The sequence below is a fragment of the Methyloversatilis universalis EHg5 genome, from assembly GCF_000378945.1.
Taxonomy (GTDB): Bacteria; Pseudomonadota; Gammaproteobacteria; order Burkholderiales; family Rhodocyclaceae; genus Methyloversatilis; species Methyloversatilis universalis_A.
This window is the reverse complement of record NZ_KB900539.1, coordinates 2,667,875-2,694,450: the sequence shown is the minus strand read 5'-3', so window position 1 is coordinate 2,694,450 and position 26,576 is coordinate 2,667,875. Positions and strand designations below refer to the sequence as shown.

The following is a 26,576-nucleotide window of genomic DNA, read 5'->3' as shown; positions in this document are numbered from 1 at the left end:
GCAAAAAAAGAGGCGGCCATTATGGCCGCCTCCTGTCGGGCCGGGAAGGCGTTCAGGCCGTCGCGGCTTCCTCTTCGGTGTCGAACACCAGCTTCACCTTCTTGTCCGCGTCGAGGTCGATGGTCACCTTGCCGCCGCTGGTCAGGCGACCGAACAGCAGTTCGTCCGCCAGGGCCGAACGGATGGTGTCCTGGATCAGACGCGCCATCGGACGTGCCCCCATCAGCGGATCGAAGCCCGCTTCGGCCAGCCAGTCACGCAGCGTTTCGGAGAACACCACGTCGACCTTCTTCTCCTGCAGCTGACCTTCGAGCTGCATCAGGAACTTGTCGACCACGCGCAGGATGATGTCGCGGTCCAGCGGCTTGAACGAAATGATGGCGTCCAGACGGTTGCGGAACTCCGGCGTGAACATGCGCTTGATGTCGCCCATCTCGTCGCCCGGCTGACGTTCGGCGGTGAAACCGATGACCGCCTTCTGCAGGGTTTCCTGACCGGCATTGGTGGTCATGATGATGACCACGTTGCGGAAGTCCGCCTGGCGACCGTTGTTGTCGGTCAGCGTACCGTGGTCCATCACTTGAAGCAGGATGTTGAAGATGTCCGGATGCGCCTTCTCGATCTCGTCGAGCAGCAGCACCGCGTGCGGCTTCTTGGTCACTGCTTCGGTCAGCAGGCCGCCCTGGTCGAAACCGACATAGCCCGGAGGCGCACCGATGAGGCGGCTCACCGCGTGACGCTCCATGTACTCCGACATGTCGAAGCGGATCAGCTCGATGCCCATGCAGTAGGCGAGCTGGCGAGCCACCTCTGTCTTGCCCACACCGGTCGGGCCGCTGAACAGGAAGGAGCCGATCGGCTTGTTCGGATTGCCGAGGCCGGAGCGCGACATCTTGATCGCGGTGGACAGCGCGTCGATCGCCTTGTCCTGACCGAACACCATGTTCTTCAGGTCACGGTCGAGGTTGCGCAGCGCCGAGCGGTCATCGTTCGACACATGCTGCGAGGGCACGCGCGCGATCTTGGCGACGATTTCCTCGATCTCGGTCTTGCCGATCACCTTCTTCTGCTTCGACTTCGGCAGTACGCGCTGCGCTGCACCGGCTTCATCGATCACGTCGATCGCCTTGTCAGGCAGGTGGCGGTCGTTGATGTAGCGCGCCGACAGTTCAGCCGCCGAAGACAGCGCGGTGGCCGAATACTTCACGCCATGGTGCTGCTCGAAGCGCGACTTCAGGCCCTTCAGGATGGATACCGTTTCCTCGACGCTGGGTTCATTAACGTCGATCTTCTGGAAGCGCCGCGACAGTGCGTGGTCCTTCTCGAACACGCCACGGTACTCGGTGTAGGTGGTCGCGCCGATGCACTTCAGCTGGCCGGACGACAGCGCCGGCTTCAGCAGGTTTGAGGCGTCCAGCGTGCCGCCGGATGCGGCACCTGCACCGATCAGCGTATGGATCTCGTCGATGAACAGGATGGCGTTCGGGTTGTCGAGCAGCTGCTTGAGCACCGACTTGAGCCGCTGCTCGAAATCGCCGCGGTACTTGGTGCCTGCGAGCAGGGCGCCCATGTCCAGCGCGTAGATGGTGGCATCCGCGAGGATGTCGGGCACGCGACCTTCGATGATGCGACGTGCGAGGCCTTCGGCGATCGCGGTCTTGCCGACGCCGGCTTCACCGACCAGCAACGGATTGTTCTTGCGGCGACGGCACAGCGTCTGGATCACGCGTTCCAGTTCGTGGTCGCGGCCAATCAGCGGATCGATCTTGCCGAGCAGGGCCTGGGCATTCAGGTTCTGCGTGAAGCTGTCGAGCGCGCCACCTGCCTGACTGCCTTCCTGCTCCTGCTCGCCCTGTTCGGACTCCGGCTTGGCCGCGGCCGCCGGCTGGGCGGTCTTGGTGATGCCGTGCGAAATGTAATTCACGATGTCCAGACGGGTGACGCCCTGACGCTGCAGGAAGTACACCGCGTGCGAATCCTTCTCGCCGAAGATGGCGACCAGCACGTTGGCCCCGGTCACTTCCTTCTTGCCCGACGACTGCACGTGCAGGATGGCGCGCTGGATTACGCGCTGGAAACCGAGCGTGGGCTGGGTGTCGATTTCCTCGCTGCCATCGACCACCGGCGTGTGCTCGTTGATGAAGGCAGACAGTTCCTTGCGCAGCTCGTCGATGTTCACTGCGCAGGCGCGCAGCACTTCGGCAGCCGAGGGATTGTCGAGCAGAGCAAGCAGCAGATGCTCGACGGTGATGAATTCATGGCGCTTCTGCCGTGCTTCGACAAAAGCCATGTGAAGGCTGACTTCCAGCTCCTGCGCGATCATTTCAGTTTTCCTCCATCACGCACGCCAGCGGATGCTGATGCTGGCGGGCAAAGGTACACACCTGTTCCACTTTGGATGCTGCCACGTCCTTGGGGTAGATGCCGCACACTCCGGCCCCCTCCGTATGTACCTTGAGCATGACGCGTGTGGCCTGTTCCCGGTTCATGCCGAAAAACTTCTGAAGCACTCCGACCACGAAGTCCATGGGGGTGTAATCGTCATTCAGCACCATGACCTTGAACAGAGGTGGGGGCTTGACCCGGGTCTTTTCAAGTTCGAGGAGTGAATCGTCCTGCCTGCGCGTAACCATGGCCTCATTCTAATCACAATCAACCGCTCTGCAACACGTGCAAAGGCGTGGTTTTTCACTGCTCATGCACGTGTGCACAGGTCTGTTCAGCATGTTGGACAGCGTGTTTCCGGAGAGGTGCATCAGGGTGTCGCACACGGGTCTGCAACGGTGCTTCCCGCGCACCCCGAAAGTGCGTCAAAGTCTTCCGTGGTGCAGCATTGAAACGTGTTGACCGACCGCAGTATCTGGGCTAAAAGCCGTCCTTGTGTTTGCTTCAAGCTCTTGAGTGGTCGCAGTCCTGCACCGTTGTCGATACTTGGCGCGGTCGGTAGTTCCCGGGGTCAGAACATCAGAACTTGAAATACACAAAACTAAGTACGGGAGCTTCGGCTCATTTGAGAGGTTGAGAGGATAAGATCAATGGCAACTGGTACTGTTAAGTGGTTCAACGATTCCAAGGGTTACGGCTTCATCACCCCGGATGACGGCAGCGAAGATCTGTTCGCCCATTTCTCGGCGATCCAGATGGGTGGTTTCAAGACCCTGAAGGAAGGCCAGAAGGTGTCTTTCGACGTGACTCAGGGTCCGAAGGGCAAGCAGGCCGCGAACATCCAGGCAGCCTGATTCCCGTACTCTGGAATCGGAAACAAAAAACCCGGCGCAAGCCGGGTTTTTTGTTTGTGCGACCGGCGTCCGCGGACGCCGGTGCGGGCCTTACATGCGGGCGATCATCGCGCGCCCGAACTCCGAGCACGACACTTCGTTTGCACCTTCCATCAGGCGGGCAAAGTCATAGGTGACCTGCTTGTCGCCGATGGCGCGTTCCATCGAAGAAATGATGAGATCGGCCGCTTCCAGCCAGCCCATGTGGCGCAGCATCATTTCTGCCGAAAGGATGAGCGAACCCGGGTTCACCTTGTCCAGCCCCGCGTACTTTGGAGCCGTGCCGTGGGTGGCTTCGAACACCGCATAGTTGTCGGAAATGTTGGCACCCGGAGCGATGCCGATGCCGCCGACCTGAGCCGCCAGCGCGTCGGAGATGTAGTCGCCGTTCAGGTTCAGCGTGGCGATGACATCGTAATCGGCCGGGCGCAGCAGAATCTGCTGCAGGAAGGCGTCGGCGATGACGTCCTTGACCACGATGTCACGACCGGTCTTCGGGTTCTTGAACTTGCACCACGGTCCGCCGTCGATCGGTTCCGCACCGAACTCGTTCTGAGCGAGTGCGTAGCCGAAGTCGCGGAAGCCGCCTTCGGTGAACTTCATGATGTTGCCCTTGTGCACCAGCGTGACCGACTTGCGGTCATTGTCGACCGCGTACTGCAGGGCCTTGCGGATCAGGCGCTCCGAACCTTCGCGCGACACCGGCTTGATGCCGATGGCCGAGGTTTCCGGGAAGCGGATTTTCTTCACGCCCATTTCATCGCGCAGGAACTTGATCACCTTGCGCGCGTTGTCCGATTCCGCCTGCCATTCGATGCCGGCGTAGATGTCCTCGGTGTTCTCGCGGAAGATGACCATGTCGATCAGTTCCGGCTGCTTGACCGGACTGGGCACGCCGGTGAAGTAGCGCACCGGGCGCAGGCAGACGTACAGATCCAGCTCCTGGCGCAGTGCCACGTTCAGCGAACGGATGCCGCCGCCGACCGGCGTGGTCATCGGGCCCTTGATCGAAACCACGTATTCCTTCAGCGCGGCCAGCGTATCTTCCGGCAGCCAGACGTCAGGACCGTACAGGCGGGTCGACTTCTCGCCGGCATAGACCTCCATCCAGGTGATCTTGCGCTTGCCGCCGTAGGCTTTCGCCACGGCTGCATCGACCACTTCCTTCATCACCGGCGTGATGTCCACACCGATGCCGTCGCCTTCGATGAACGGAATGATGGGATTGTCCGGCACAGGCTGGCCGGCAACGATTTTTGTCCCCTCGGCGGGAATCTTGATGTGAGTAGTACTCATGCCATCCAGCTCCTTGGTGTGTTGTCTGGTTATTGTCCCTGTGGCGGGGTTGCCGCCTGCGGGCGCCCACGATTATCCCCCAATATCCACCGCTCGCGTGACCTTGCGACAGCAGGCGCCCGCCATGCGTTCCAGCCCGCAGTGATCGCGCAGGCTCTAGAATCCTGCGATTGTTCCCTCGTGCGGATACGCCATGAACCTCCCGGCAGGACAGAATCAGGTGGCGCAGGCCATTGCGCAGGCGCTGATCGACGGCTTCGACAAGCACTACAGCCTCTTCCGTGCGTCCAGCGGCGACGCGAAGCAGCGTTTCGAACAGGCGGACTGGGCCGGGCAGCAGCGCTGCATCCGAGAGCGCATTCAGTTCTATGACGACCGCGTTCGCGAGTGCGTGGAGCGGCTGCACAGCGAGTTCCACGCGGATTCGCTCGATGACAACACCTGGCAGCAGGCCAAGCTGCTCTACATCGGTCTGCTGGTGAATCACCGGCAGCCGGAACTGGCGGAAACCTTCTTCAATTCGGTCACGACGAAGATCCTGCACCGCAAGTATTTCCACAACGACTTCATCTTCGTACGTCCGGCCATCTCGACCGAACTGATCGAGAGCAATCCGCCGACCTGGCGCAGCTACTACCCGAACCAGACCGGTCTGCGTGCCGCGGTGAAGCAGATCTTCATCGACTTCGACTGGCAGCGTCACTTCACCGATCTCGACCGCGATGTGGATTACATCGTGCGTGCGGCGCTGGAACACGTGGGCGGCGAATGGCCGGCGCGCGAGGCCAATCTGCAGATACAGGTGCTGAACTCCGCCTACTACCGGAACAAGGCCGCCTACGTGATCGGCAAGGCGATCAACGGCCACAACGAATACCCTTTCATGGTGACCGTGCTGCACGACCGTAAGGGCGGGCTGTTCCTGGACACCATCCTGCTCGAGCCGTGGCGGGTCAGCGTCATGTTCTCGCTGTCGCGTGCCTACTTCATGGCCGACATGCAGGTGCCATCGGCCAACGTCAATTTCCTGCGCACGCTGATGCCGAAAAAGCCTCAGTCCGAGCTCTACACCATGCTCGGACTGGCGAAGCAGGGGAAGACCATGTTCTTCCGCGACCTGATCAACCACCTGCGCCATTCGAACGACAATTTCGTCGAGGCGCCGGGCATCCGTGGACTGGTCATGCTGGTGTTCATGCTGCCGTCTTACCCCTACGTGATCAAGATCATCAAGGACACCTTCGGCAGTTCGAAGGACACCGATCGCGCCACGGTGAAGAAGAAGTTTCTGATGGTGAAGCAGGTGGACCGGGTGGGCCGGATGGCCGATACCATCGAGTACTCCGACATCGCGCTGCCGGCCCACCGCTTTTCGCCGGAACTGCTCGAACAGCTCGATAAGCTGGCGCCGTCGATGATCGAGCGCGACGGCGACACGCTGGTGATCCGCCACTGCTACATCGAGCGGCGCATGATTCCGCTGAACATCTATCTCGAAACCGCGAACGAGGAGCAGATCGATCACGCCGTGTATGAGTACGGCAACGCCATCCGTGAGCTGGCGGTCGCCAACATCTTTCCGGGCGATCTGCTGTGGAAGAACTTCGGCGTCACCCGTTACGGTCGCGTGGTGTTCTACGACTACGACGAGATCGAATTCCTGACCGACTGCAATTTCCGCCGCATCCCGCCGGCGCCCAGTCCGGAGTACGAAATGTCCGGCGAGGTGTGGTACTCGGTGCAGCGCAATGACATCTTCCCGGAAGAGTTCGCCACCTTCCTGCTGTCCACGCCCAAGGTGCGCGCCGCCTTCCTGAAATACCACCGCGACCTGCTGGATGTGAAGTTCTGGCAGGAAACCCAGCAGCGCATTCGCGACGGCTACATCCAGGATTTCTTTCCCTATCCGGAACAGCTGCGTTTCGCGCGGCGCTTCGGCCATCTGCAGGGGCAGGTGGCGACGGGGGGCGCGTGAGCAGGCTGATCGCGCTGAACAAGCCCTTCGGTGTCGTATGCCAGTTCTCGCCGGACGGCATGCATCCGACGCTGGCCGATCATGTCCAGCTGCCCGGCGTCTATCCGGCGGGACGGCTGGACACCGACAGCGAAGGCCTGCTGCTGCTTACCGACGACGGCGCGCTTCAGCACCGCATCACCGATCCGCGGCATAAGCTGGTGAAAACCTACCGGGTGCAGGTCGAGCGCGAACCGGACGAGGCCGCGCTGCGGCGCATGCGGCAGGGCCTGCAGCTGAAGGACGGTCCGACCCGGCCCTGCGGGGTCCGGCGCATCGACGAACCGGCCGGCCTGTGGCCGCGTACGCCGCCGGTGCGTCATCGCCTTTCGGTGCCGACCTGCTGGCTGGAGATCGAACTGTCCGAGGGCCGCAACCGGCAGGTGCGCCGGATGACCGCGGCCATCAACCATCCGACGCTCAGGCTGATCCGCGTGGCGATCGGCCCCTGGCAGCTCGGTACGCTGCAGCCGGGCGACTGGGCCGAGCTCGATACCGCGCTGCTGCGCGCGCCGGCCGCCGCCGGCGTACGGCGTTCCGCGCGCGGATGATTTCGATCAAGATGCGGCCTGCGCTGTCCCTCCATCATTCGACCGACGTCCTTTCATCATGATGAAGAACTTTCTGTTCAGCGGCCTGCTGGCGCTGACCACCCTGGTGGCCTGCGCCGGCCTGCCCACGCTCGAACTGGCGGTGGGCATGTACCGCCTGCGCGCCGAGGTGGCCCATACCGATCCGGCACGCATGACCGGCCTGATGAACCGCACCGACATGCCGGCCGATGCCGGCATGCTGTTCGTGTTTCCGCAGGCCAAGAAACACTGTATGTGGATGCGCAATACGCTGATTCCGCTCAGCGTGGCGTTCATCGACGAACAGGGGCGCATCCTGAACATCGAGGACATGCAGCCGCAGACCGAGGACCATCACTGTTCGCAGGGGCCTGCACGTTACGCGCTCGAAACCAATCTGGGCTGGTTCGCATCGCGCAAGCTGGTCGCCGGCAGCCGGGTGGCCGGGCTGGAGCGCGCACCGGCGCCGCAATGAGGAGATTCCGATGACCGATCCGATACACCACCGCATCGACTACACCAGTGGCGCGCTCGACGAGACCGAAGCGGCCGACAATCCGCTTGACCAGTTCCGCTTCTGGTTCGCCGAAGCCGGCCGCGTGGTCGAGCGCGACCCGAACGCGATGACGCTGTCCACGGTCAGTGCCGACGGCCGCCCGAGCTCCCGCATCGTGCTGCTGCGCGGCTATGGTGAGGACGGCTTCGTGTTCTTTACCAATTACGACAGCCGCAAGGGCAACGAGCTGGCGGTCAATCCGCACGCCAGCCTGCTGCTGTTCTGGGCGGCGCTGGAGCGGCAGATCCGCATCGAAGGCACGGTGAGCCGGGTGAGCGATGAAGAGTCGGACGCCTACTTCTCGCTGCGCCCGGTCGGCAACCGGCTGGGGGCCTGGGCTTCACCGCAGAGCCAGGTGATTCCGAGCCGCGAGTCATTGTCGCAGCGGGTACGTGAATTCGAGGCTCGCTTCGGTTCGGCGCCACCGCGCCCGGAAAACTGGGGCGGCTATCGGCTCAAGCCGGAAGCGATCGAGTTCTGGCAGGGCCGGGCTGACCGCCTGCACGACCGCCTGCTGTATCGCCGCGAAGCGGACCGCTGGAGCAGGGTGCGCCTGGCACCCTGACCCTGTCTGCTCAGACGCCGTGCTCCAGTGCGGACAGCAGTCCGCGGGTGGAGGCGTCGGCGTCGCTCGGCAGCCGGCCTGACGCCAGAGAGCGCGCCATCTGCTTGCCGTATTCGACGCCGTACTGGTCGAAGCTGTTGATGCCCAGCAGCCAGCCCTGCACGAACACCTTGTGCTCGTAGAGCGCGATCAGCTGTCCGAGCGAGCGGGGTGTGATCTCCGGCATGATGAGCGTCGTGCTGGGCTGATTGCCGGGGCAGGCCACGTGGGGGGCGAGGCGGGTCGCTTCCTGTTCCGACAGTCCGCTGCGCTTCAGATCTTCCATCGCCTCGTCGCGCGTCTTGCCGCGCATCAGCGCCGAGCTCTGCGCCAGCGCGTTGAGCTGCATCATCCGGCTGCGCTCGTCGCGGCCGCCGCGCGGCACGATGAAGTGCATCGGCATCATGCGGGTGCCCTGGTAGAACTGCTGGTGATACGCATGCTGGCCGACGACGCCCGATCCGCCCCACACCACCGGAGAGGTCGGTGCGCGGCTCAGTTCGCCGGTCGAGGTGCAGCGCTTGCCGTTGCTTTCCATTTCCAGCTGCTGCAGATAGGACGGCAGGCTGCGCAGCAGGTGGCTGTAGGGCAGCACCGCCAGCGTTTCCAGTCCCATGCCGCTGGCGTTCCAGAAGTCGATCAGACCGAACAGCACCGGCAGGTTGGCGTTCATCGGCGCACGGGTGAAGTGCTCGTCCATCGAGCGCGCGCCGTCCAGCATTTCGCCGAAGGCCTGCATGCCGATGGCGCAGGCCAGCGGCAGCGAAATCGAGGACCAGACGGAGTAGCGTCCGCCCACCCATTCCGGCAGGAAGAGGCAGTGGTGCGCCGGCACGCCCAGTTCCTGTGCCGCGGCCGGCCGGTTGGTGACCGCGAACAGGTGCTGACCGACACCGGCACTGCCCAGCCCGTCGGCCAGCCATTTCATCGCCACCTGGGCGTTGGCCAGCGTTTCCTGCGTGGTGAAGCTCTTCGACGAAATGATGAAGGCGGTGTGCGCCGGCTTGCAGTCGCGCAGCGCGAGCTCGAGCGCCAGCGGATCGAGGTTGGCGACGAACTTCACCACCGGCCCGTTGCACTGAGGCTCGAGCGCTTCCATCGCCAGCCGCGGGCCGAGGTCGGAACCGCCTATGCCCAGATTGATCAGGTGGGTGATGGTCTGGCCAGTCGCGCCCAGCAGTTCGCGGTTGCGTATCAGCCTGACCCAGTGTTCGAGCGCGGCGCGGCAGTCACGCACCACGTCGGCGTGCGAGCCGTCCTGCGCACGCAGTGCCATGTGCAGCGCCGCGCGGCGTTCGGTGAAATTGATCTGGTCGCCGGCGGCCAGTGCGCGGATACCGCGCGGCAGGTCGAGCGCACTGACCAGATCCATCAGCATGGTCATGGTTTCGCCATCGACCCGCTGCTTCGAATAGTCGAGCAGCCAGCCGTCGTGGCGCAGCGAGAAGCGCGCGAAGCGCTCTGCATCCTGCTCGAAGAAGTTGCGCAGGTGCACGCGCGACAGCTGGATCGCCTTGGATCTCAGTGCGGGCCACGCCGAAGTCTGCATCAACAGGTTCATGTCATCCGGCGCCCCGTGGCGCTCTCAAGTCGGGTTCTTCATGTACATCAGGAAGTGCTCGTGGCGGTCACCCGGCCGTCGTCCTTCCCATTTCAGTGTCCAGCCCGCATCGAGTGCGGGTTTCCTGCCGCCGCGCCCGTAGTGGGCGATCAGCACCGTGCAGCGACGACCCGACTCACCGGCGTAGGCCAGCGGCTTCAGCCCGGTGAAGTAGTAGAACGCCGCCCGCTGGCTTTCCTGCAGACCGGTGTAGGCGACACAGGTTCGGTCTTCCGGCAGGTGGTCGGCAAGCTGCTTCGCAACGTCGCGATAGCTTCGTCCGTAATCGATCCAGGGCAGCCAGAGGCTGCTCACCAGAAACCATATCAATACCATGCCGCAGCCCCAGCTGACCGCGCCGCGTGTCGGCGTCCGTGGCGAACGCCACAGCAGCCACATCCAGGCCAGGCTCATGATGACGGCAAGCGCCACTGCCATGAAGTAGAACGGCATCGAAAAACCCGGTTCCAGGCGGGAGAAGGTTTTCGCCAGCCGGGGCGGCCAACCGGTGTACATCGCCACCCAGCCCAGCCATATGATGACGCCCAGCAGTGAAAACGTCATGACACCGAACCAGTCCAGCGCATTGGCCGCGCCGCGGCGCAGTTTGGGCAGACCGGCGCTGCCCAGCACCACCAGCGGGGCGAGCAGCGGCAGCGCGCGCTGATTCCGGGCGATACCGTCGCCGGCGAGCTGGACGAACAGCAGCAGCAGCAGCAGCAGTGGCAAGGTGAGCACCGGCGAACGCCACTGGCTGCGCCGCTGCCACAGAGCCCACCCGGCAACCGGCAGTGCGGGCCAGGCGTACCAGGCCATCACCTTCACCCAGCTCGACATGCCGCCGATCAGCAGCGCGCCGTCCGGCAGCAGGCTCGCCACGTCGTCGTTCCAGACCCGCGCGGCCAGTTCCGGCCGCTCTATGCGGAGCGCCACATACCAGCTCGCAGCCAGCGCGGTGCCGGCCAGCATGGCCAGCGGCAGGGCCAGCATGCGTCGCGGCGTGGCCGCCACGGTGCGCCATACCGGCAGCAGCGGCATCAGCGCAGCGGTGAGCAGCAGGATGGCGGTCAGCCACAGTCCGGTGCCCAGTCCGGAGATCGCGAGCGCCAGCGTCAGCACGATGCCGCCGTGCAGCGGCCGGCGCGCGATCAGTGCCAGCGCCCACATGCCCAGCCCCAGTGCCGCCAGCAGTGCGGTGGCGGCCTGCGCGTCGTGCAGGTAGGTGACCGCGCCTATGCTGGCGATGGCGATCAGCGGTGCGATCCGGGCAGCCGGTGCGCCATACAGTTCGCGTGCCGCGCCTGCGCTGCCCAGCAGCCACAGGCCGGTGAACAGGGCGCTGGTCAGGCGCACGCCGTCGGCAAAGCTCGCACCGACCAGCGCGGCCGCGCGGCCTGTGAATGAGGCGACCCAATGGAACAGCGGCGGCGTGTCCAGCCAGATCTGGCCGGCCAGGGTGGGAATCAGCCAGCCGGGTTCGCGGGCGAAGCCGAGGGCGACCGCGATGTGGAGGGCGTCATCGCCCTTCCAGGGGTCCCGGCCGAACAGCCCGGTGAGCAGGAACAGCGTGCACAGCGCGATCACGAAGCCTGTTTCGGGCGGATCGCCGATCAGCGGCCGGCGGCGTGCGAAGGACTGCGATGGAAGGGGCATCGGCGGGATCAGGTGGCGGGGGCCGGATTCGGGTGGTCGGGATTCTAGGGGCTGTGCACGCGGGCGACGAGAGCTGCGGCGTGCTGGCGGGCGATGCAGGCGAAAAAGAGGCCATAAACAAAAAAGGCAGCCATCGGCTGCCTTTTCGGGAACGCGCGCTGCGATCAGCCGCGCGGCACGTTCGCGTACTTCTGGCGGAAGCGTTCGACGCGACCTGCGGTATCGACGATCTTCTGCTTGCCGGTGTAGAACGGGTGGCAGGACGCGCACACTTCGATGTGCAGCGGCTTGCCCAGCGTCGAGCGGGTTTCGAACGCGTTGCCGCAGGAGCAGGTGACGGCGACGACTTCGTAGCTGGGGTGAATGCCTTGTTTCATGCTGATTTCTTTCTCAAGCGCTCGAAGGCGGGCTGCCTCGTGCGGATCATCAAACCCCGGGTCGGCTGAGCCGTGGGAAACCTGCGACCACGTCGCGTTACAGTTTCCGTAGCTGTGCAGACGGTGCCCGCGGAGGAAAACAATAAGTATGGCGGTTTTCTCAGCCCCGTTCAAGGGGTTGCGCAGGCTTGGGCGTCAGCCCGGGCGGCGTTTCGTGTTCGGGGGTGACCGTGACCTGCACGTCGACCGCGTGCTCGCCGCCACCGAGGATGACGCCGCGCATCGGCGTCACGTCGCTGAAGTCGCGGCCCCAGGCTACCGTGATGTGCTGGTCACCCGGCTGCATGCAGTTGGTCGGGTCCATGTCCACCCAGCCCATGCCCGGGCAGAACACCGATACCCAGGCGTGCGACGCGTCGGCGCCGATCATGCGCGGCTGTCCGGGGGGGGGCTGGGTGAGCAGATAGCCACTCACGTAACGGGCAGGCAGTCCGAGTGCGCGCAGGCAGCCGATCATGAAATGGGCGAAGTCCTGGCAGACGCCGCGCCGCTGCCGCAGCAGTGTTTCCAGTGGCGTGCTCACGGTGGTGGCCTGCGGGTCGAATTCGAAGTCGCGGTGGATGCGACGCATCAGCGCCAGAGTGGCGTCGAACAGCGGGCGCTCGCGTCGGAAGTCGAGTCGGGCATAGCGCGCCAGCGCGGCCAGCGGTTCGACGTGCGGGCTGGCGTACAGATACTGGCAGGGCTCCATCAGCGGGGCCGGGCCGATCTGGTGCAGCCGGTCGCGCACATATTCCCAGGCGGGTGACGGTATCGCGTCCGCGGTGCGTGAAGGCGTCAGGTCGACCACGCTTTCGGCGGTCACGGTGAGCGTGTCATGTGCGGTGCCGATGGACAGCTGTTCCAGCACATTGCCGAAATAGTCGGTGCGACGTGCCCGCTCGACCGGGTCCGGATCGATGTCAATGCGGTGCGTCACCGTACGCTGGGTCGGCGTGTCGCGTGGCGTCAGGTGCAGCAGCTGGCGCGAATCGGTGACCGGCCACGCGTAGTGATAAAGCGTCCGGTGCAGCACGTGGTAGCGCACCCGGCTCATCGCCGACCCTCTTCGCTGGCCCAGCGTACATCGGCGTGGCTGAAGAAACGCAGCCCGAGCTGTTCCGACAGCACGTAGGCGGCGTTGCCGAGACGGTCCAGCAGGCCGGCCAGCCGCCCGGAGCCGGTGTGCAGGTCCTGTTCCGGACGCAGCGCCAGCAGTTCGGCCACCGCGTCCGACAGTGCGGCCGATTCGATGGCGCCGAACTGCGCCGCCAGCCGCGACAGGTAGTCGGTCAGCCCGAGCGCCTGGTAGGCGACCGAGCGCGGATTGGTTTCGTCGCTCACCAGCAGGTCGAGCACCGGCAGCCATTGCGGCCGGGTCATGTAGCGGGAGCGGTAGGTGATGGCACTGTCGGCCAGTTCGAGCAGCCAGTCCGGTGCTTCGCCGCCGGTGGCCAATGCGTGCCCCAACGCGGCACACATGAACTGCAGTCGTTCTATCCGTCGGCCCATGGACAGGAAGCGCCAGCCCTGGTCGCGGGTCATGCCGTCGAGTGCGAAACCGGACAGGGTCATCATGGCCTGCACGCAGCGGTCCAGATGTTCCAGCGCCGCGCCTGGGCTCGCGTCCTGACCGCGGCCGGCGGCATCGACCAGCCCGCTGATCACCCGCCAGTTGTCGAGCGACATCCGTTCGCGCAGGCTGAACGCTACGCCGGACAGCTGGTGCAGCAGCGCGGACAGCGCACCGTCGCGGGCCAGCGCGGCGGCGCACAGCGCCGGGCCCGGATCGCCGTCGCCATCCGCCGGCAGCTGGCCGGTATGCCGGCACAGACGGATCAGTGCGTTTTCGCCGGCGTCGTCACTTTCGATGTGGCGTGCGATGGTGGCGCGCAGCAGCCGCGCGGCGTTATCGCAGCGCTCGCAGTAGCGGCCGAACCAGAACAGGTTTTCCACCATGCGGCTGGACAGATTGCTGCCGGCACGCACCAGTTCCGACGGCCCGACCGTGCGGCGCAGCAGACTGAAGGTATCGACTGCGCCCTCGGTCAGCACCCACGTGTCCTTGCTGGCACCGCCGCGCTGCATGGCGATCACCCGTGCCTGCTGTTCCGGGGCGACCCGGGCCAGCCCGCCGGGCATCACCCGGTAGCCGTCCGGACCGGCACAGGCGAATACCCGCAGGCCGACCGTCCGTGCGCCCAGGCGCGGCTGCCGGGCTGCACCGTCCCATACCGGCGCCTGTGCCAGCGGCACCAGTTCCTGCGCCACATAGTGATGAGGCCGCGCGCGCATCTTCGCGATCAGTGCCGCCCGGCCGCGGCGGTCGAGGTCAGCGCCGAACACCGACTCGATGCGCAGCTGCGGGAAGGCGGGCTTGATCACCAGATGGTCGAGCTTGTCGATTGCGTCCTCCAGCGCCGCCTCTTCACCGCACCACCAGGTGGCCAGCGAAGGCATGGCCAGAGGCTCTCCGAGCAGCCGCTCGCACAGCCTCGGCAGGAAGCCGAGCAGGGCGCCGCTTTCCAGCAGGTTGGAGCCGAGCGCATTGGCGATCAACACCTGGCCGCGGCGGGCGGCGTCCAGCAGACCCGGTACGCCCAGCGCCGAATCGGCGCGCAGTTCCAGCGGGTCACAGAAGTCGTCGTCCAGCCGGCGCACGATGGCGTGCACCCGGCGCAGCCCCGACAGGTGCTTCAGCCACACCTTGCCGTCGCGCACCAGCAGATCCGACCCCTCGACCAGCGGAAAGCCCAGGTAGCGCGCGAGATAGGCGTGTTCGAAATAGGTTTCGTTGTACGGGCCGGGCGTCAGCAGCACGGTCAGCGGCGGGCCGTCGCCCTCTGGTGCGTGCTGGGCCAGCGTGTCGCGCAGCGTGGCGAAGAAGCCCGCCAGATGCTCGACGTGCAGGTCGCGGAACTGTTCGGAGAAGGCGCGCGAAATGACCAGCCGGTTTTCCAGCGAATAGCCGGCGCCGGACGGTGCCTGGGTGCGGTCAGCCAGCACCCACCAGCCTCCGTCGGGCGAACGTGCGAGGTCGGCCGCGTACAGGTGGAGATGGATGCCGCCGGGCACCTCCAGCCCGTGGCACGGTCGCAGGAAACCGGCGTGTCCGTGGATCAGTGCCGGCGGCAGCAGGCCCTCGGCCAGCATCTGCTGCGGACCATAGACGTCTGCCAGAATGCGGTTGAGCAGTTCGGCGCGCTGGGCGATTGCGGCGGAAACCTGCGTCCACTCGTCGGCCGGGATGACCAGCGGCAGCAGGTCCAGCTCCCACGGGCGTTCCGCGCCGCGCGGGTCGGCGTATACGTTATAGGTGACGCCGTTTTCGCGGATCTGTCGGCGTACCGCTGCCATCCGTTCCTGCATCTGGCCCGGGCTGGTTGCCTCGATCGCGTCGAACAGTGCGCTCCAGTGCGGGCGCAGCGTGTCGGGTGCCGACAGCAGTTCGTCGTAGCGTGCCGTGGCGTGCGGGTAATGCTGGAGCAGGGGACGGGCCATCGATGAGGCGTTGCAACGGGGCGCGCAGGCTGCCCGGAAGATTTTTGCGGGTCGGCACACACGCTAGCACAGACCTTGCATCATCCGGCACGCACGCTCACGCGGAGCACCACAAAAAAGAAGGACAGCACGGATGCACAACATAGCAGTCATCGGCGCCGGCATGGCCGGTTGCACGCTGGCCCGCCGGCTGGTCGACGCCGGCCGGCGGGTACACGTGTTCGACAAGGGGCGGGCGGCCGGGGGGCGCATGGCCACGCGCGTGGCCGGTCGCTTGCGCTTCGACCACGGTGCGCAGTTCATGTCGGTACGCGGTGACGCGATGCGGGCACGGCTGCCGGAGTGGCAGCGCGCCGGCGTACTGGCCCGCTGGCCGCAGGCCGCGGTCGATGGCGACGAGCGCTGGGTGGCGGTGCCCGGCATGAACGCACTGGCGCCCCGCATGCTCTGGGGTGCGGAATTCAGCGCCCAGACCCTGATCGACGCGCTTGGCGCAGACCGTTTCGGCTGGTGGCTGGCCGAAGAGAGCGGCATGTTGCCGGACTGTTTCGACGCGGTGCTGGTCACCGTGCCTGCGCCGCAGGCCGCGGCGCTGTTTGCCCGCAGTACCGGCGCCGATCTCCACTCGTTTGTCGAGGCCATGCAGCGCATCCGCTACGCACCCTGCTGGACGCTCATGCTGGCGCTGTCCGAGCGTCTGGATGCGGCCGATTGCCTGCGCTTTCCGGCCGGCGGCGTGTTGAACTGGGCGGCGCGCGACAGCGGCAAGCCCCAGCGCGATGGATCGCGCGAGTGCTGGGTGGTGCATGCCGATCCGCAGTGGTCACAGCAGCACCTGGAATGCGAGCCGGAACAGATCGAGGCGCTGCTGACCGCGGCCTTTGCCGAAGCCCTTGGCCAGGCGGTGGAACCGGTGCAACGCTGTGCCCACCGCTGGCGTTACGCGCGGGTGCTCGAGCCGCTGGGCCAGCCCTGTCTGTGGGACGCCGATGCGCGGCTGGGCTATGCCTCTGACGGCTGTCTGGGCGAGCGCATCGAGGACGCCTTTGACAGTGCCAATGCGCTGGCCGACCGTGTGCTGGCGGCGGAAGCCGGACTGGCCAGACCGATGCATCTTGCTGCGGAGCAGCATGTTCATCTGCGCTAAGTTCATGTGTTCATTGAGGAAAAAGTGTTCAGTCTCTGGACAGCCGTAAAAAAAAGCCCCTCCGCTCCATAAAGTCACCCGTACCGGTTCCGTAAGCCCGGTCAATGCGGCGCAAGCACCGCAAGGGTTAATACGGGAAGAAGTTAGGGACTTCGGAGAACGCTCAATGAAACTGTTCGGCCGCCGCACCGGTGCGGCACATTCCGGCATCGTCACGCTGCAGCTGCGCAGCGCTGAACTCGACAGCAGGCTGGCGGCGGTCCGCTGCACGCCGACCTTCATCGGCGGCTATGTGGCGCCGGACACCGATATCGATGCGGTGGCGCGTGCCTTGCGCGCGCGCTTTCCCGGTGTGGCGATGGCGCTGGGCACCACCGCCGGAGAGCTGTGCGGCGCGGCCGGCACATCGCTCTACTGCGACGCGCAGGACGGCCGTGACCGGGTGGTGCTGCAGCTGTTCGACCGTTCGGTCATCGCTTCGGCGCAGACGGTGGCGATTCCGCTGTCCAGCGAAGATCTGCGGCAGTCCGGCCGGGTGCTCGACTACCGTGAGCGGATAGACCGGCTGGCGAACGCCATCCGCGGCGCACGCGTGGATATCGACATCGACCACCGCGACACCTTTGCCTATGCGCTGTTCGACGGCCTGTCGAATTCCGAATCCTTCTTCATGGAAGCGCTGTACGAAAGCGGCCGCTTCCCCTGTCTTTTCGTCGGCGGTTCGGCCGGCGGCAAGCTCGATTTCAAGGATACCTGGCTGCACGACGGCAGCCGCCGGCTCAACAACCACGCCCTGGTCACCTTCCTGAAGATGGCGCCCGAAGTGCGTTTTGGCGTGTTCAAGAGCCAGAACTTCGAAGAGACACCCACCCGCTTCCAGATTTTCAGCGCTTCGGTCGAACGCCGGCAGGTCAGTTCGGTGATTGACCGCGACGGTCGGGCGGTGTCGCTGATCGACGCGCTGTGCAAGACCTTCGGATGCGGACGCGGCGAACTGGCGGCCAAGCTGGACAGCCATTCCTTCGCCATCCGGGTCAATGGCGAACTGTTCGTGCGGTCGGTTGCCACGCTGGATTTCGAGCGCGACAAGGTCGATTTCTACTGCGACGTGGCGCCGGGCGAGGAACTGGTACTGGTCCGGCGCACGCCTTTCGCTGCCACCACCGAACGCGATTTCCGTGCCTTCATGCAGGGCAAGCCGGGTCAGCCGCTGGCCGGCATGTTCAACGACTGCGTGCTGCGGCGGCTGTACAACAAGACCGAACTGTCTTCGCTTGACCGGGTGTTCGCCGGCATCGACATCGCGGGCTTTTCCACCTTCGGCGAAATTCTCGGCCTGAACCTGAACCAGACGCTGACCGCGGTGTTCTTCTTCCGGGCACAAGCCGGTGAGCCCTTCCGCGACGAGTACGTCGATAACTTCGTCGCCCATTACGGCGAGTTCAAGGCCTTTTTCCTGCGCCGTCACAACGCCAAGCTGGCCGGCATGTCGCGGGTGATGGTGCAGCAGATTTCCGATTACCGCGCCGGCAATTTCGGCAGCCGGCTCGATCCGGGCAATGTCGATGTGAGCATGGCGCCGGTGGTGCGCGACCTGAACCATCTGGGCGAACTGATGTGCGACGCGCAGAGCGCCCGCGAAACCACGGCTCGCCAGCTCGAGGCGTGTTCGGGCGATCTGTACGGCTCGGTGGCCGATCTGACCACCCGGCTGTCGGAACAGCAGGAGGTCATCCGTACTGCAGTCGGCACCGTGGATGCGCTGGCCGGTCAGGCCAGCCAGGTCGGCAGCAGCGCGCGTGATCTGTCGCAGGCCAGCGACCGCATACAGCGGGTGGTGGAAATGATCCAGCAGATCGCCGACCAGACCAATCTGCTGGCGCTCAATGCCGCCATCGAGGCGGCGCGGGCCGGCGAGGCCGGACGCGGATTTGCGGTGGTGGCTGACGAGGTGCGCATGCTGGCGGAGAAGTCGCGCAACAGCGCAGGCACCATCGGCAAGGACATTTCCGCGCTGGCTGCTGAAATCGTCCGCGTCGCGCAGATGATCGAAGCGCAGTCAGCCGGCGTATCCGGGCTGACCGAAGTGCTCGAACGCATCGAGGACTGCGCTTCGGGCAGCACCGAGGTGGCCGATCACACCCGTGGTGTCGCCGATGTGCTGAAGGGATTGACCGGCGCACACTGAGCGCGCCTCACTCGCCTCGCGGATTGCGAGGAGCCGGTTGAGCAGACAACCGTTTCTGCAAGCATTGACCACAAGACGAACGCAGGGCAGGACCGGAGCAGAACAGCGCCGTAAACAGAAAGGAGCGACAGGCCCGCTGCTGTCGGGTACTGTCGCCCAAGGGGGAAAGCGAAGAGGAGGGGGCTGCCGCCATGGGCGGCAGACCGGTGAGGATCAGTGCAGCGCCCGTTCCAGGTGCTTCACCAGTTCGCGCAGTTCGCTCGACGTGGTGTGCAGGCGGGTCGCCGCGTCGCCGACCGACTGCACGCTCACATTGGTCTGTTCGACCGTGCTCGAAATGCGCTCCATGCTGCAGGCCACTTCGTGCGAGGCCAGCGACTGCTGGCGCAGCATCTGGGTGATTTCCTCGGAGTAGTTTGCGGCTTCGCGGCTGGCGTCCCAGATGCCTTGCAGGCCGGCGCTGCTCGCTTCGATCTCGCCGGTGGATTTGGCCACTTCGCCTGCGGTCTTGCTCATCGTATCCACCGCCGAACCGGCCAGCTGGATGATGTCGGTCACCGCGGTGCCGATGTCCTTGGTGCTGGTGCGGGTGCGCTCGGCCAGCTTGCGCACCTCGTCGGCCACCACCGCGAAACCGCGGCCCTGTTCGCCGGCGCGGGCGGCTTCGATCGCGGCATTCAGTGCCAGCAGATTGGTCTGTTCGGCGATGTCGTTGATCACCTGCGACACCTGGCGGATCTTCTCGACCGACGCATTCACTTCGGCGATGCGGGTCTGCGACTCGGTCACCACGGTCACCACGCGATGGCTGCTGGTGATGCCGGCTTCCATCGTCTGCATTGCTTCGTGTGCGCTGTGTTCGGTGCGCTTGACCGCTTCCAGGCTGCGGTCGGTATTGCTCGACACCTCGTTGATCGACACGCTCATCTCTTCCATCGCGGCGGCGACCTGCATCACGTTCTCGCCCTGCGATGCGGTGGATCTGACCAGTGTGCGCATCGCATCGTCCAGTTCCTTGGTGCGGTCGTCGACCTCGCGGGCGCTCACCAGCACATCGGCGAACATGGCGCGCAGATGGATGCGCATCACTTCGGCGGCCACGAACAGCGGACGCAGCGCACCGGGGGGCGTGTCGACCTGCGTGGCCAGCTTGCCCTCGTCCAGTTCGAGCAGCGTGCGGTGCAGCTGGTCGAGCCGGTTGGCCACGCTGACGTTCTGCCAGGCCGCGCTGCCCAGTGCCACCACGGCGGCGGCGGCACCCAGGCCGATGCCGACCGGTCCGCCGATCACGCTGCCGGCGACGGCCAGTGTCGAGCTTGCGGCTGCGCCCAGCCACACCTTGCCAGCCAGACCCAGCCTGGGCTTGTTGATCGAGGTCCAGGGGAATTTTGCGCTCTTGTCGCGAACCGCCCGGTACAGCGATTCCGCAGCGGCGACGTCTTCACGCTTGGGCGTGTTGCGCACCGACTGATAGCCGATGGTGCGGCCATCGGTCGTGATCGGGGTGACGAAGGCTTCGACCCAGTAGTGGTCACCGTTCTTGGCCCGGTTCTTCACCAGCCCGCGCCAGGGCTGGCCGGCCTTGACTGTGTTCCACAGATCTTCGAAGGCTTCCGGCGGCATGTCCGGATGCCGCACCACATTGTGGTTGTGCCCGATCAGCTCGTCGCGACTGAAGCCGCTGATCGCAACGAAAGATTCGTTGGCGTAGGTGATCGCCCCTTTCAGGTCGGTCTTGGTGACGATCGGCTTTCCCGGTTCAAGGAAGACTTCTTTCTGCGTAACCGGCAGATTTATTTTCACGGCGACTCTCCTGGTGACGTGGCGTACCGGACACGGACCCTCAGGCGAAAATCGCGGTGAAGGGGTCGTGCGTTGCCCGGCACAAAACCAGTAACGGCTTCGAGTGGGAAATCTTCACTTCTCCGTGAGGGCTTTTACGAACCCTTTTTGATCTGCCTCAAGTTTTGCAGGCGAACCGGGCGGGATCCAGTGCCTTCTGAAGGTCGCGTTCGACTGGAAGCGGGTCGCCGAACAGTGCAGATGCCAGCATTTCAGCGCCGAGCGGATGCCATACCAGGCCGCGAGCGCCCAGCCCGGTCATCAGGGCGAGCTGACCGGCGCCATCCTCTGTGCCGATTTCGCCGATCAGCGGCAGCCGGTCCGGTGTCGCGGTGCGGAAGGACACGCGGCCGTGCAGTGCCGTGGCTGCGGGCGGATTGAGCGCGGCGTCCGGCAGCAGGCGCTGCAGGCGGGCCAGATTGCCGGCGTGGCTGTCCTCGCGCACCGCGGTGTCCGCGTCGTCCGGATCGAAGCTGGCACCGAAATTGAGGTCGCCGTCCGGCGTCGGGCAGATGTAGCCCTCGCGGCAGACCGTGACCTGAAGATGAGGCAGGTGGATGCGCGGCAGACGGCTCACCTGCCCGCGCACCCGGCTCAGCGGCAGTGGCCGCGGCGACAGCGCGCGCGCATCCGCCGCGTTGGCCAGCACCACCGCATCGGCGTCGATGCGTTGCCCGCCGGCCAGTACGGTCCAGCCGTTCGCGCCGTGCTCCAGCGCCAGCGCTTCGGTACAGAACAGGCGCTGCACCCGTTCGCCGGCGCGTTCCAGGTGGGCGGCGCACAGACTGGCCGGATTGACCCAGGCGCCGCGCGGGAACCACCAGCCGCCGGCGGCAACCGGATAGCCGATGCGCCGGGTCATTTCCCAGTCCGACAGATAGCGCACCAGACCGGTCGGCAGCGCGCCGGTTGCGCACACCGCGCGCTGCAGCGCCTCGTGTTCGTCGTCGTGCGCGACCTGGAACACGCCGGTCGGCCCCCATTTCAGCGGCCGGCCTTCGCTGTCCAGCCGGCGCAGGTGAGCCGACGCGTGCAGGAAGGCGGCGCGCGAGAAGCGGGCGATCAGGCTGTCGTCGCGGGCAATCATGGGCCGCAGCACGCCGGCGGCATTGCCCGACGCTTCCTGCGCCGGGGCGGCGTGGCGTTCGATCAGCAGCACGTCGGCGCCGCGTGCCGCCAGCCTTTCGGCCACGCCGCAGCCGGCCATGCCGGCGCCGATCACCGCGACCCGGCGTGGTGCGCTGCGTTCCGGCCGGTGGCGCAGGGCTGCTGCCTGCGCGCCCGGGTGCAGTTGGCCGGTGAGCATGTGGCGCTTGGGGCCGAAGCCGGCGGTCTTTTCGCACACGAAACCGGCACCGGCCAGCGCCTCGCGCACCCCTGATGCCACGCTCCAGGTGGCCAGCGTCGCGTCGGCCGCGGCCAGCCGTGCCAGCTGTTTACACAGGTGGGGTGACCACAGTTCCGGGTTCTTTGCCGGCGAAAAACCGTCAAGGTAGATCGCGTTGGCGCGCAGCGTGAGCTGCGGCAGCAGCGGGTCGGCGTCGCCGAAGCCCAGGGTCAGGATGACCCGGCCGCCGTCGAATTCGATGCGGTGCAGGCCGCGCACCGGCAGCGGCCAGCGTTCGACCAGCTTCTGCGCCATGTCAGCCATGTCAGGCGGCAGCAGGCGCTGGTAAGCCAGTGTCAGGTCGTACTGCGCGAACGGGTGCTTCTCCACCGACACGAAGTGCAGCCGCTGGCAGCGCTCCGGGCTGTCGCGCCAGGCGCGCCAGGTGGCGAGGAAGTTCAGGCCGAGGCCGAAGCCGGTTTCCAGTACGACGAAGCGTTCGCGACCGGCCCAGCGGCCGGGCAGGCCGTTGCCGGCGAGAAACACGTGCTGCGCCTGCGCCAGCGCACCTTCCGACGAGTGATACACGTCGCCGTAGGCAGCCGAGCGCGGCGTGCCGTCGTCAGCGAATTCGAGCGGTGCGGGAACGAGGGGCTGAAGAGGTCGGGACATGGTGTGTCAGGGCGTACGCGGGCGCTGCAAAGCAGAACGCCGATCCGGACCGGTGCCACGGGCATCGGTTCGATCGGCGTTCATCGGCGGCCGTGTTCGGGACGGGCGCTTATTCGCGCCGCATCTGCGGGAACAGGATGACGTCGCGGATATTGGCCGAGTCGGTCAGCAGCATGACCAGACGATCGATGCCGATGCCGCAGCCGCCGGTCGGCGGCAGGCCGTGTTCGAGCGCGCGGATGTAGTCGGCGTCGAAATACATCGCTTCCTCGTCGCCGGCGTCCTTGGCCTTCACCTGGTCCAGGAAGCGGGCAGCCTGGTCTTCCGGGTCATTGAGTTCGGAGAAACCGTTGGCGATCTCACGGCCGACGATGAACAGTTCGAAGCGTTCGGTGATGTCCGGCTGCGTGTCGGAGCGGCGTGCCAGCGGGCTCACTTCCGCCGGGTAGTCGATGATGAAGGTCGGTTCCCACAGCTGCGCTTCGGCGCAGGCTTCGAACAGCTGCAGCTGCAGAGAGCCGAGGCCGCCCGGCTTCACCTTTTCGCCGTGGGTCACGATGGCCTGCTTCACGAAAGCTTCGTCCGCCAGCTGTTCTTCGGTGTACTGCGGGTTGTACTTGCGGATGGCTTCGACGATGGTGAGCCGGTGGAAGGGCTGGCCCAGATCCAGTTCGCGGCCCTGATACATGAACTTCGTCGTGCCCAGCGCCTGTTCGGCGCAGTGGCGCAGCAGGTATTCGGTGTAGTCCATCAGCTGCCGGTAGTCGGCGTAGGCCTGATAGAACTCCATCATCGTGAATTCCGGGTTGTGGCGCGGGCTGATGCCTTCGTTGCGGAAGTTGCGGTTCACCTCGAACACCTTCTCGAAGCCGCCCACCACCAGGCGCTTCAGATAGAGCTCGGGTGCGATGCGCAGGAACAGTTCCATGTCCAGCGCGTTGTGGTGGGTCTTGAACGGCTTGGCCGCGGCGCCGCCGGGGATCGGGTGCATCATCGGCGTTTCGACTTCAAGGAAGCCCTGACGCGTCATTTCGGCGCGGATGGCGCTCATCATGCGGCTGCGTGCGACGAAGGTGGCGCGCGACGAATCGTTGGTGATGAGGTCGAGATAGCGGTAGCGGTATTTCGCTTCCTGGTCCGACAGGCCGTGGAATTTTTCCGGCAGCGGGCGCAGCGCCTTCGACAGCAGGCGGATCGCATCGCACTTCACCGTCAGTTCGCCGGTGCGGGTACGGAACAGCGTGCCGGAACAGCCGACGATGTCGCCCAGATCCCAGTGCTTGAAGGCGCCATGCACTTCTTCGCCGACGCCGTCATTGGTGACGTAGAGCTGGATGCGGCCCGACATGTCCTGGATGGTGGCGAAACTGGCCTTGCCCATCACCCGCTTCAGCATGACGCGACCGGCCAGCTGCACGCGCTCAGGCTGCGCTTCCAGCGATTCGGCGGTGGCGGCCTGGTGCTGGGCGGTGATTTCGCCCGAGTAATGGGTGCGCTGGAAGTCGTTCGGGTAGGCGCCACCGGCCTCGCGCCACTGGCGCAGTTTCTCGCGCCGCTCCGCGATGATGTGGTTGTCGTCGTCGGAAGGCAGTGCGGCGTGGTCGGTCATGATGGGCTCGAAAGATGGGCTGCGCACGCAAGGGCGTGCGGGTAGGCCGCGCACGCAAGTGTGCGCGGCAAAAGCGAAAGCCCGCGATTTTCGCCGATAGCGGGCAGCCGGCACAAGTGCGCGGCTGCCGCGCCCGCCCGGGTGATCAGGCCGAAGTGAGCTTGAGACCGAGAATGCCGGCCACGATGAGGCCGACGCAGGCCAGCCGCGCCGCGTTCGCCGGCTCGCTGAACAGCACGATGCCGAGGATGACGGTGCCGACCGCGCCGATGCCGGTCCAGACCGCGTAGGCGGTGCCCACCGGCAGATTGCGCATGGCGACGCCCAGCAGCACCACGCTGATCACCATGGCGGTCACCGTGAAGGCCGACGGCCAGAAGCGGGAAAAGCCTTCGGTGTATTTAAGGCCGATCGCCCAGGCGCACTCGAACAGGCCTGCGATCAACAGGATGGTCCACGACATTGAGGACATGGCAGCAACTCCGGAAACCGGGGCCGTCCCCGTCGCGAGAAACGCCATGCGGGTCGTCCCGCTGGCGATGTGCATGTTGCACCAAAGGAATATTCGTTTCTTTTGATGCACGGGTCAAGATGCGCAGCCCTGGCTGCCGGCGCAGTCTGCCGCAATCACGGCCCGTTTCGCGCGGCGGCCCGGCTCGATCGAGGCGCCTGCCGCGATGTGCGGTCACCAGCGCAGGCATGACCGGCAGCCGTGCGCCCGTTTGCCTGCGGCGTCCGCTACAGTGCGGCCGGCACACGCCATGACTGGATCATCCCAAGTGGACTTCGACTGGAACGACATTCCTCTGCTGCTCGCGCTGGCGCAGACGGGCAGCATGAACGCGGCCGGAAAACGGCTCGGCATGGATCCGTCCACCATCAGCCGTCGCCTGGCGGCCACCGAAGGCGCACTGGAGACGCCCTTGTTCGTGCGCGGCCCCGGTGGCTATCAGCCGACCGACGCCGGGCGGGTTTTTCTGGAGAACGCCGAGCGCATCTACGGACAGGTGCGCGACATGCTGGTGGATACGCGCGCCGAAGCCGATGGCGTGGGCGGCGTGGTGCGCCTGACCGCCATCGACTTCATGTTCGGCGAGTGGCTGGTCGCTCACCTGCCCGCGCTGGTGGCGGCCCATCCAGCGCTCCAGCTGCAGCTGATCGCATCCAACCAGTCGCTGTCCTTCACGCACCGCGAGACTGATTTTGCGCTGCGGCTGGCGCGGCCGCAGGAAGATGCCGCGCTGGTGATGCGCAAGGTGGGGGAACTGGGCTTCGCAGTCTATGCCCAGACCTGTTTTGCCGACACGCCGCGCGAGCGCTGGGATGAGCTGCCCTGGCTGGTGTACGGCCCCGAACTGGCCGAAACACCGGAAATGCGCTGGATTGCCCGGCACGTGCCGGGTGCGCGCCGGGTGGTGCAGGTGAGCAGCGTCGCGACGCTGCGCAGTGCCTGTCTTGCCGGCCTCGGGCTGGCGCTGTTGCCACATGTCGTACCCGAGGCAGACGGCATGTGCCGCCTGGGCGCGGGTGTAGAACTGCACCGCGAAGTGTGGCTGCTGAGCCACCGTGCAACGGGCCGCATCGCGCGTTACCGCGCCGTCTCCGACTGGCTGGTAAAGGCTTTTGAAACCGACGCGGCCCGCCTGCGCGGAGAACGGGCGGCCCCCGGACCTGATTCTTGAACCGGCCTCAGTCTTTCTGCGACAGGAAGTCCTGTGTCGATACCACCTTCGCGTAGGCAAAGCCCAGCGCCGACATGAAGGCCGCGTGCACCAGTTCCGGCGGCACCGTGATGCCGTTGAACTCGAGCGCTTTCGTCGCGCAGGCGTCATGCACCACCGTCACCGCATAGCCGAAGTCGCTCGCCGCGCGCGTGCCGGCATCGATGCACATATGGCTCATCGCGCCGCAGATCACCACGTGACCGATGCCGCGTGCGTCCAGAAGTGCCTTCAGTTCGGTATCGCGAAACGAGTTGATCTGATGCTTGAGCACGACCGGTTCGCCGTCCCGTGCGGCCACGCTGTCATGGATCTGCGCGCCGTGCGTGCCGGCTTCGAAGAACGGTGCGCCCGCATCCGGAAATTCATGGCGGATGTGTGCGATGAAGGCCCCGTCGGCACGGAAGCGGGCGATCAGCTTCGCCACGTTGGCGGCCGCTTCGTCCATCCGGTGCAAGGCGAAACGGCCGCCGGGGAAGTAGTCGTTCTGTGCATCGATGACGACCAGTGCTGTCTTGCTCATGCAGGCATTCTCCGTAGTGTGGATGCGCGCCGCGGTTCTGCAGCGCTTCCGCAGTAT

At 65.6% G+C, this 26,576-nt stretch carries 21 protein-coding genes; 8 read left to right on the top strand and 13 right to left on the bottom strand.

Annotated features, from left to right (window positions below):
• Positions 1 to 52 precede the first annotated feature (52 nt).
• Together clpA and clpS are read right to left on the bottom strand one after the other, a co-directional pair.
• On the bottom strand, positions 53 to 2,323 hold the full coding sequence (clpA, locus tag METUNV2_RS0112355; protein ID WP_018229790.1) for an ATP-dependent Clp protease ATP-binding subunit ClpA: 2,271 nt from the start codon (positions 2,321 to 2,323) through the stop codon (positions 53 to 55).
• Position 2,324: 1 nt separating this feature from the next.
• Complete coding sequence (gene clpS / locus METUNV2_RS0112350) at positions 2,325 to 2,633, bottom strand: ATP-dependent Clp protease adapter ClpS (RefSeq protein ID WP_008061043.1); 309 nt, start codon at positions 2,631 to 2,633, stop codon at positions 2,325 to 2,327.
• Between the two features lie 402 nt (positions 2,634 to 3,035).
• Between clpS and METUNV2_RS0112345 the strand changes: the two genes are divergently transcribed.
• Positions 3,036 to 3,239, top strand: coding sequence for a cold-shock protein (locus METUNV2_RS0112345; protein WP_008061041.1), 204 nt, complete (start codon positions 3,036 to 3,038; stop codon positions 3,237 to 3,239).
• Positions 3,240 to 3,329: 90 nt separating this feature from the next.
• Here the strand turns inward: METUNV2_RS0112345 and icd are convergent, their stop codons facing one another.
• On the bottom strand, positions 3,330 to 4,574 hold the full coding sequence (gene icd, locus METUNV2_RS0112340; RefSeq protein ID WP_026188117.1) for an NADP-dependent isocitrate dehydrogenase: 1,245 nt from the start codon (positions 4,572 to 4,574) through the stop codon (positions 3,330 to 3,332).
• A 193-nt stretch (positions 4,575 to 4,767) separates the two neighbouring features.
• Here icd and aceK point away from each other — a divergent pair, with 193 nt between their 5' ends.
• From aceK to pdxH, 4 genes are read left to right on the top strand one after another with little or no spacing between them, the layout of a single operon-like run.
• Positions 4,768 to 6,549 (top strand): bifunctional isocitrate dehydrogenase kinase/phosphatase, encoded by a 1,782-nt coding sequence (gene aceK, locus METUNV2_RS0112335; protein ID WP_018229788.1) that lies wholly within the window; start codon positions 4,768 to 4,770, stop codon positions 6,547 to 6,549.
• Positions 6,546 to 7,139, top strand: coding sequence for a pseudouridine synthase (locus METUNV2_RS19170; protein WP_018229787.1), 594 nt, complete (start codon positions 6,546 to 6,548; stop codon positions 7,137 to 7,139). Before aceK ends, METUNV2_RS19170 begins: the two co-directional genes overlap by 4 nt.
• Before the next feature lie 58 nt (positions 7,140 to 7,197).
• Entirely contained in the window at positions 7,198 to 7,635 is a 438-nt protein-coding gene (locus METUNV2_RS0112325) for a DUF192 domain-containing protein (protein ID WP_018229786.1), read from the top strand.
• A 10-nt stretch (positions 7,636 to 7,645) separates the two neighbouring features.
• Entirely contained in the window at positions 7,646 to 8,281 is a 636-nt protein-coding gene (pdxH, locus tag METUNV2_RS0112320; RefSeq protein ID WP_018229785.1) for a pyridoxamine 5'-phosphate oxidase, read from the top strand.
• Between the two features lie 10 nt (positions 8,282 to 8,291).
• Here pdxH and pgi read toward each other — a convergent pair whose 3' ends face one another.
• The 5 genes from pgi to METUNV2_RS0112295 form a co-directional block, all read right to left on the bottom strand.
• Entirely contained in the window at positions 8,292 to 9,881 is a 1,590-nt protein-coding gene (pgi, locus tag METUNV2_RS0112315) for a glucose-6-phosphate isomerase (RefSeq protein WP_026188116.1), read from the bottom strand.
• A 24-nt stretch (positions 9,882 to 9,905) separates the two neighbouring features.
• The gene (locus METUNV2_RS0112310) at positions 9,906 to 11,573 is read right to left on the bottom strand and encodes an ArnT family glycosyltransferase (protein WP_018229783.1); all 1,668 of its coding nucleotides are present in this window, start codon (positions 11,571 to 11,573) and stop codon (positions 9,906 to 9,908) included.
• 164 nt (positions 11,574 to 11,737) lie between these two features.
• The gene (gene rpmE / locus METUNV2_RS0112305) at positions 11,738 to 11,950 is read right to left on the bottom strand and encodes a 50S ribosomal protein L31 (protein ID WP_008061026.1); all 213 of its coding nucleotides are present in this window, start codon (positions 11,948 to 11,950) and stop codon (positions 11,738 to 11,740) included.
• A 160-nt stretch (positions 11,951 to 12,110) separates the two neighbouring features.
• A complete protein-coding gene (locus METUNV2_RS0112300; RefSeq protein ID WP_018229782.1) occupies positions 12,111 to 13,046 on the bottom strand; it encodes a transglutaminase family protein in 936 nt (311 codons plus the stop codon).
• Positions 13,043 to 15,490 carry a circularly permuted type 2 ATP-grasp protein gene (locus METUNV2_RS0112295; RefSeq protein ID WP_018229781.1) on the bottom strand — a complete coding sequence of 816 codons (2,448 nt, stop codon included), beginning with the start codon at positions 15,488 to 15,490 and terminating at the stop codon, positions 13,043 to 13,045. Before METUNV2_RS0112295 ends, METUNV2_RS0112300 begins: the two co-directional genes overlap by 4 nt.
• Positions 15,491 to 15,623: 133 nt before the next feature.
• Here METUNV2_RS0112295 and METUNV2_RS0112290 point away from each other — a divergent pair, with 133 nt between their 5' ends.
• Both METUNV2_RS0112290 and METUNV2_RS0112285 read left to right on the top strand, forming a co-directional pair.
• Positions 15,624 to 16,637: an NAD(P)/FAD-dependent oxidoreductase gene (locus tag METUNV2_RS0112290; RefSeq protein WP_018229780.1), complete on the top strand. Its 1,014-nt coding sequence runs from the start codon at positions 15,624 to 15,626 to the stop codon at positions 16,635 to 16,637.
• 166 nt (positions 16,638 to 16,803) lie between these two features.
• Positions 16,804 to 18,825 carry a methyl-accepting chemotaxis protein gene (locus METUNV2_RS0112285; RefSeq protein WP_018229779.1) on the top strand — a complete coding sequence of 674 codons (2,022 nt, stop codon included), beginning with the start codon at positions 16,804 to 16,806 and terminating at the stop codon, positions 18,823 to 18,825.
• A gap of 213 nt (positions 18,826 to 19,038) precedes the next feature.
• On the opposite strand, the gene METUNV2_RS0112280 is transcribed toward METUNV2_RS0112285, so the two are convergent.
• The 4 genes from METUNV2_RS0112280 to sugE all read right to left on the bottom strand — a co-directional run bounded on the left by METUNV2_RS0112280 (position 19,039) and on the right by sugE (position 24,738).
• A complete protein-coding gene (locus METUNV2_RS0112280) occupies positions 19,039 to 20,628 on the bottom strand; it encodes a methyl-accepting chemotaxis protein (protein WP_018229778.1) in 1,590 nt (529 codons plus the stop codon).
• Positions 20,629 to 20,785: 157 nt separating this feature from the next.
• Complete coding sequence (gene mnmC, locus METUNV2_RS0112275) at positions 20,786 to 22,666, bottom strand: bifunctional tRNA (5-methylaminomethyl-2-thiouridine)(34)-methyltransferase MnmD/FAD-dependent 5-carboxymethylaminomethyl-2-thiouridine(34) oxidoreductase MnmC (RefSeq protein ID WP_018229777.1); 1,881 nt, start codon at positions 22,664 to 22,666, stop codon at positions 20,786 to 20,788.
• A 109-nt stretch (positions 22,667 to 22,775) separates the two neighbouring features.
• A complete protein-coding gene (gene lysS, locus METUNV2_RS0112270; protein WP_018229776.1) occupies positions 22,776 to 24,275 on the bottom strand; it encodes a lysine--tRNA ligase in 1,500 nt (499 codons plus the stop codon).
• 145 nt (positions 24,276 to 24,420) lie between these two features.
• Entirely contained in the window at positions 24,421 to 24,738 is a 318-nt protein-coding gene (gene sugE, locus METUNV2_RS0112265) for a quaternary ammonium compound efflux SMR transporter SugE (protein ID WP_018229775.1), read from the bottom strand.
• A gap of 298 nt (positions 24,739 to 25,036) precedes the next feature.
• Here sugE and METUNV2_RS0112260 point away from each other — a divergent pair, with 298 nt between their 5' ends.
• Complete coding sequence (locus METUNV2_RS0112260; RefSeq protein ID WP_036271201.1) at positions 25,037 to 25,957, top strand: LysR family transcriptional regulator; 921 nt, start codon at positions 25,037 to 25,039, stop codon at positions 25,955 to 25,957.
• A gap of 7 nt (positions 25,958 to 25,964) precedes the next feature.
• On the opposite strand, the gene METUNV2_RS0112255 is transcribed toward METUNV2_RS0112260, so the two are convergent.
• Positions 25,965 to 26,519, bottom strand: coding sequence for a cysteine hydrolase family protein (locus tag METUNV2_RS0112255; protein ID WP_018229773.1), 555 nt, complete (start codon positions 26,517 to 26,519; stop codon positions 25,965 to 25,967).
• Positions 26,520 to 26,576: the final 57 nt, after the last annotated feature.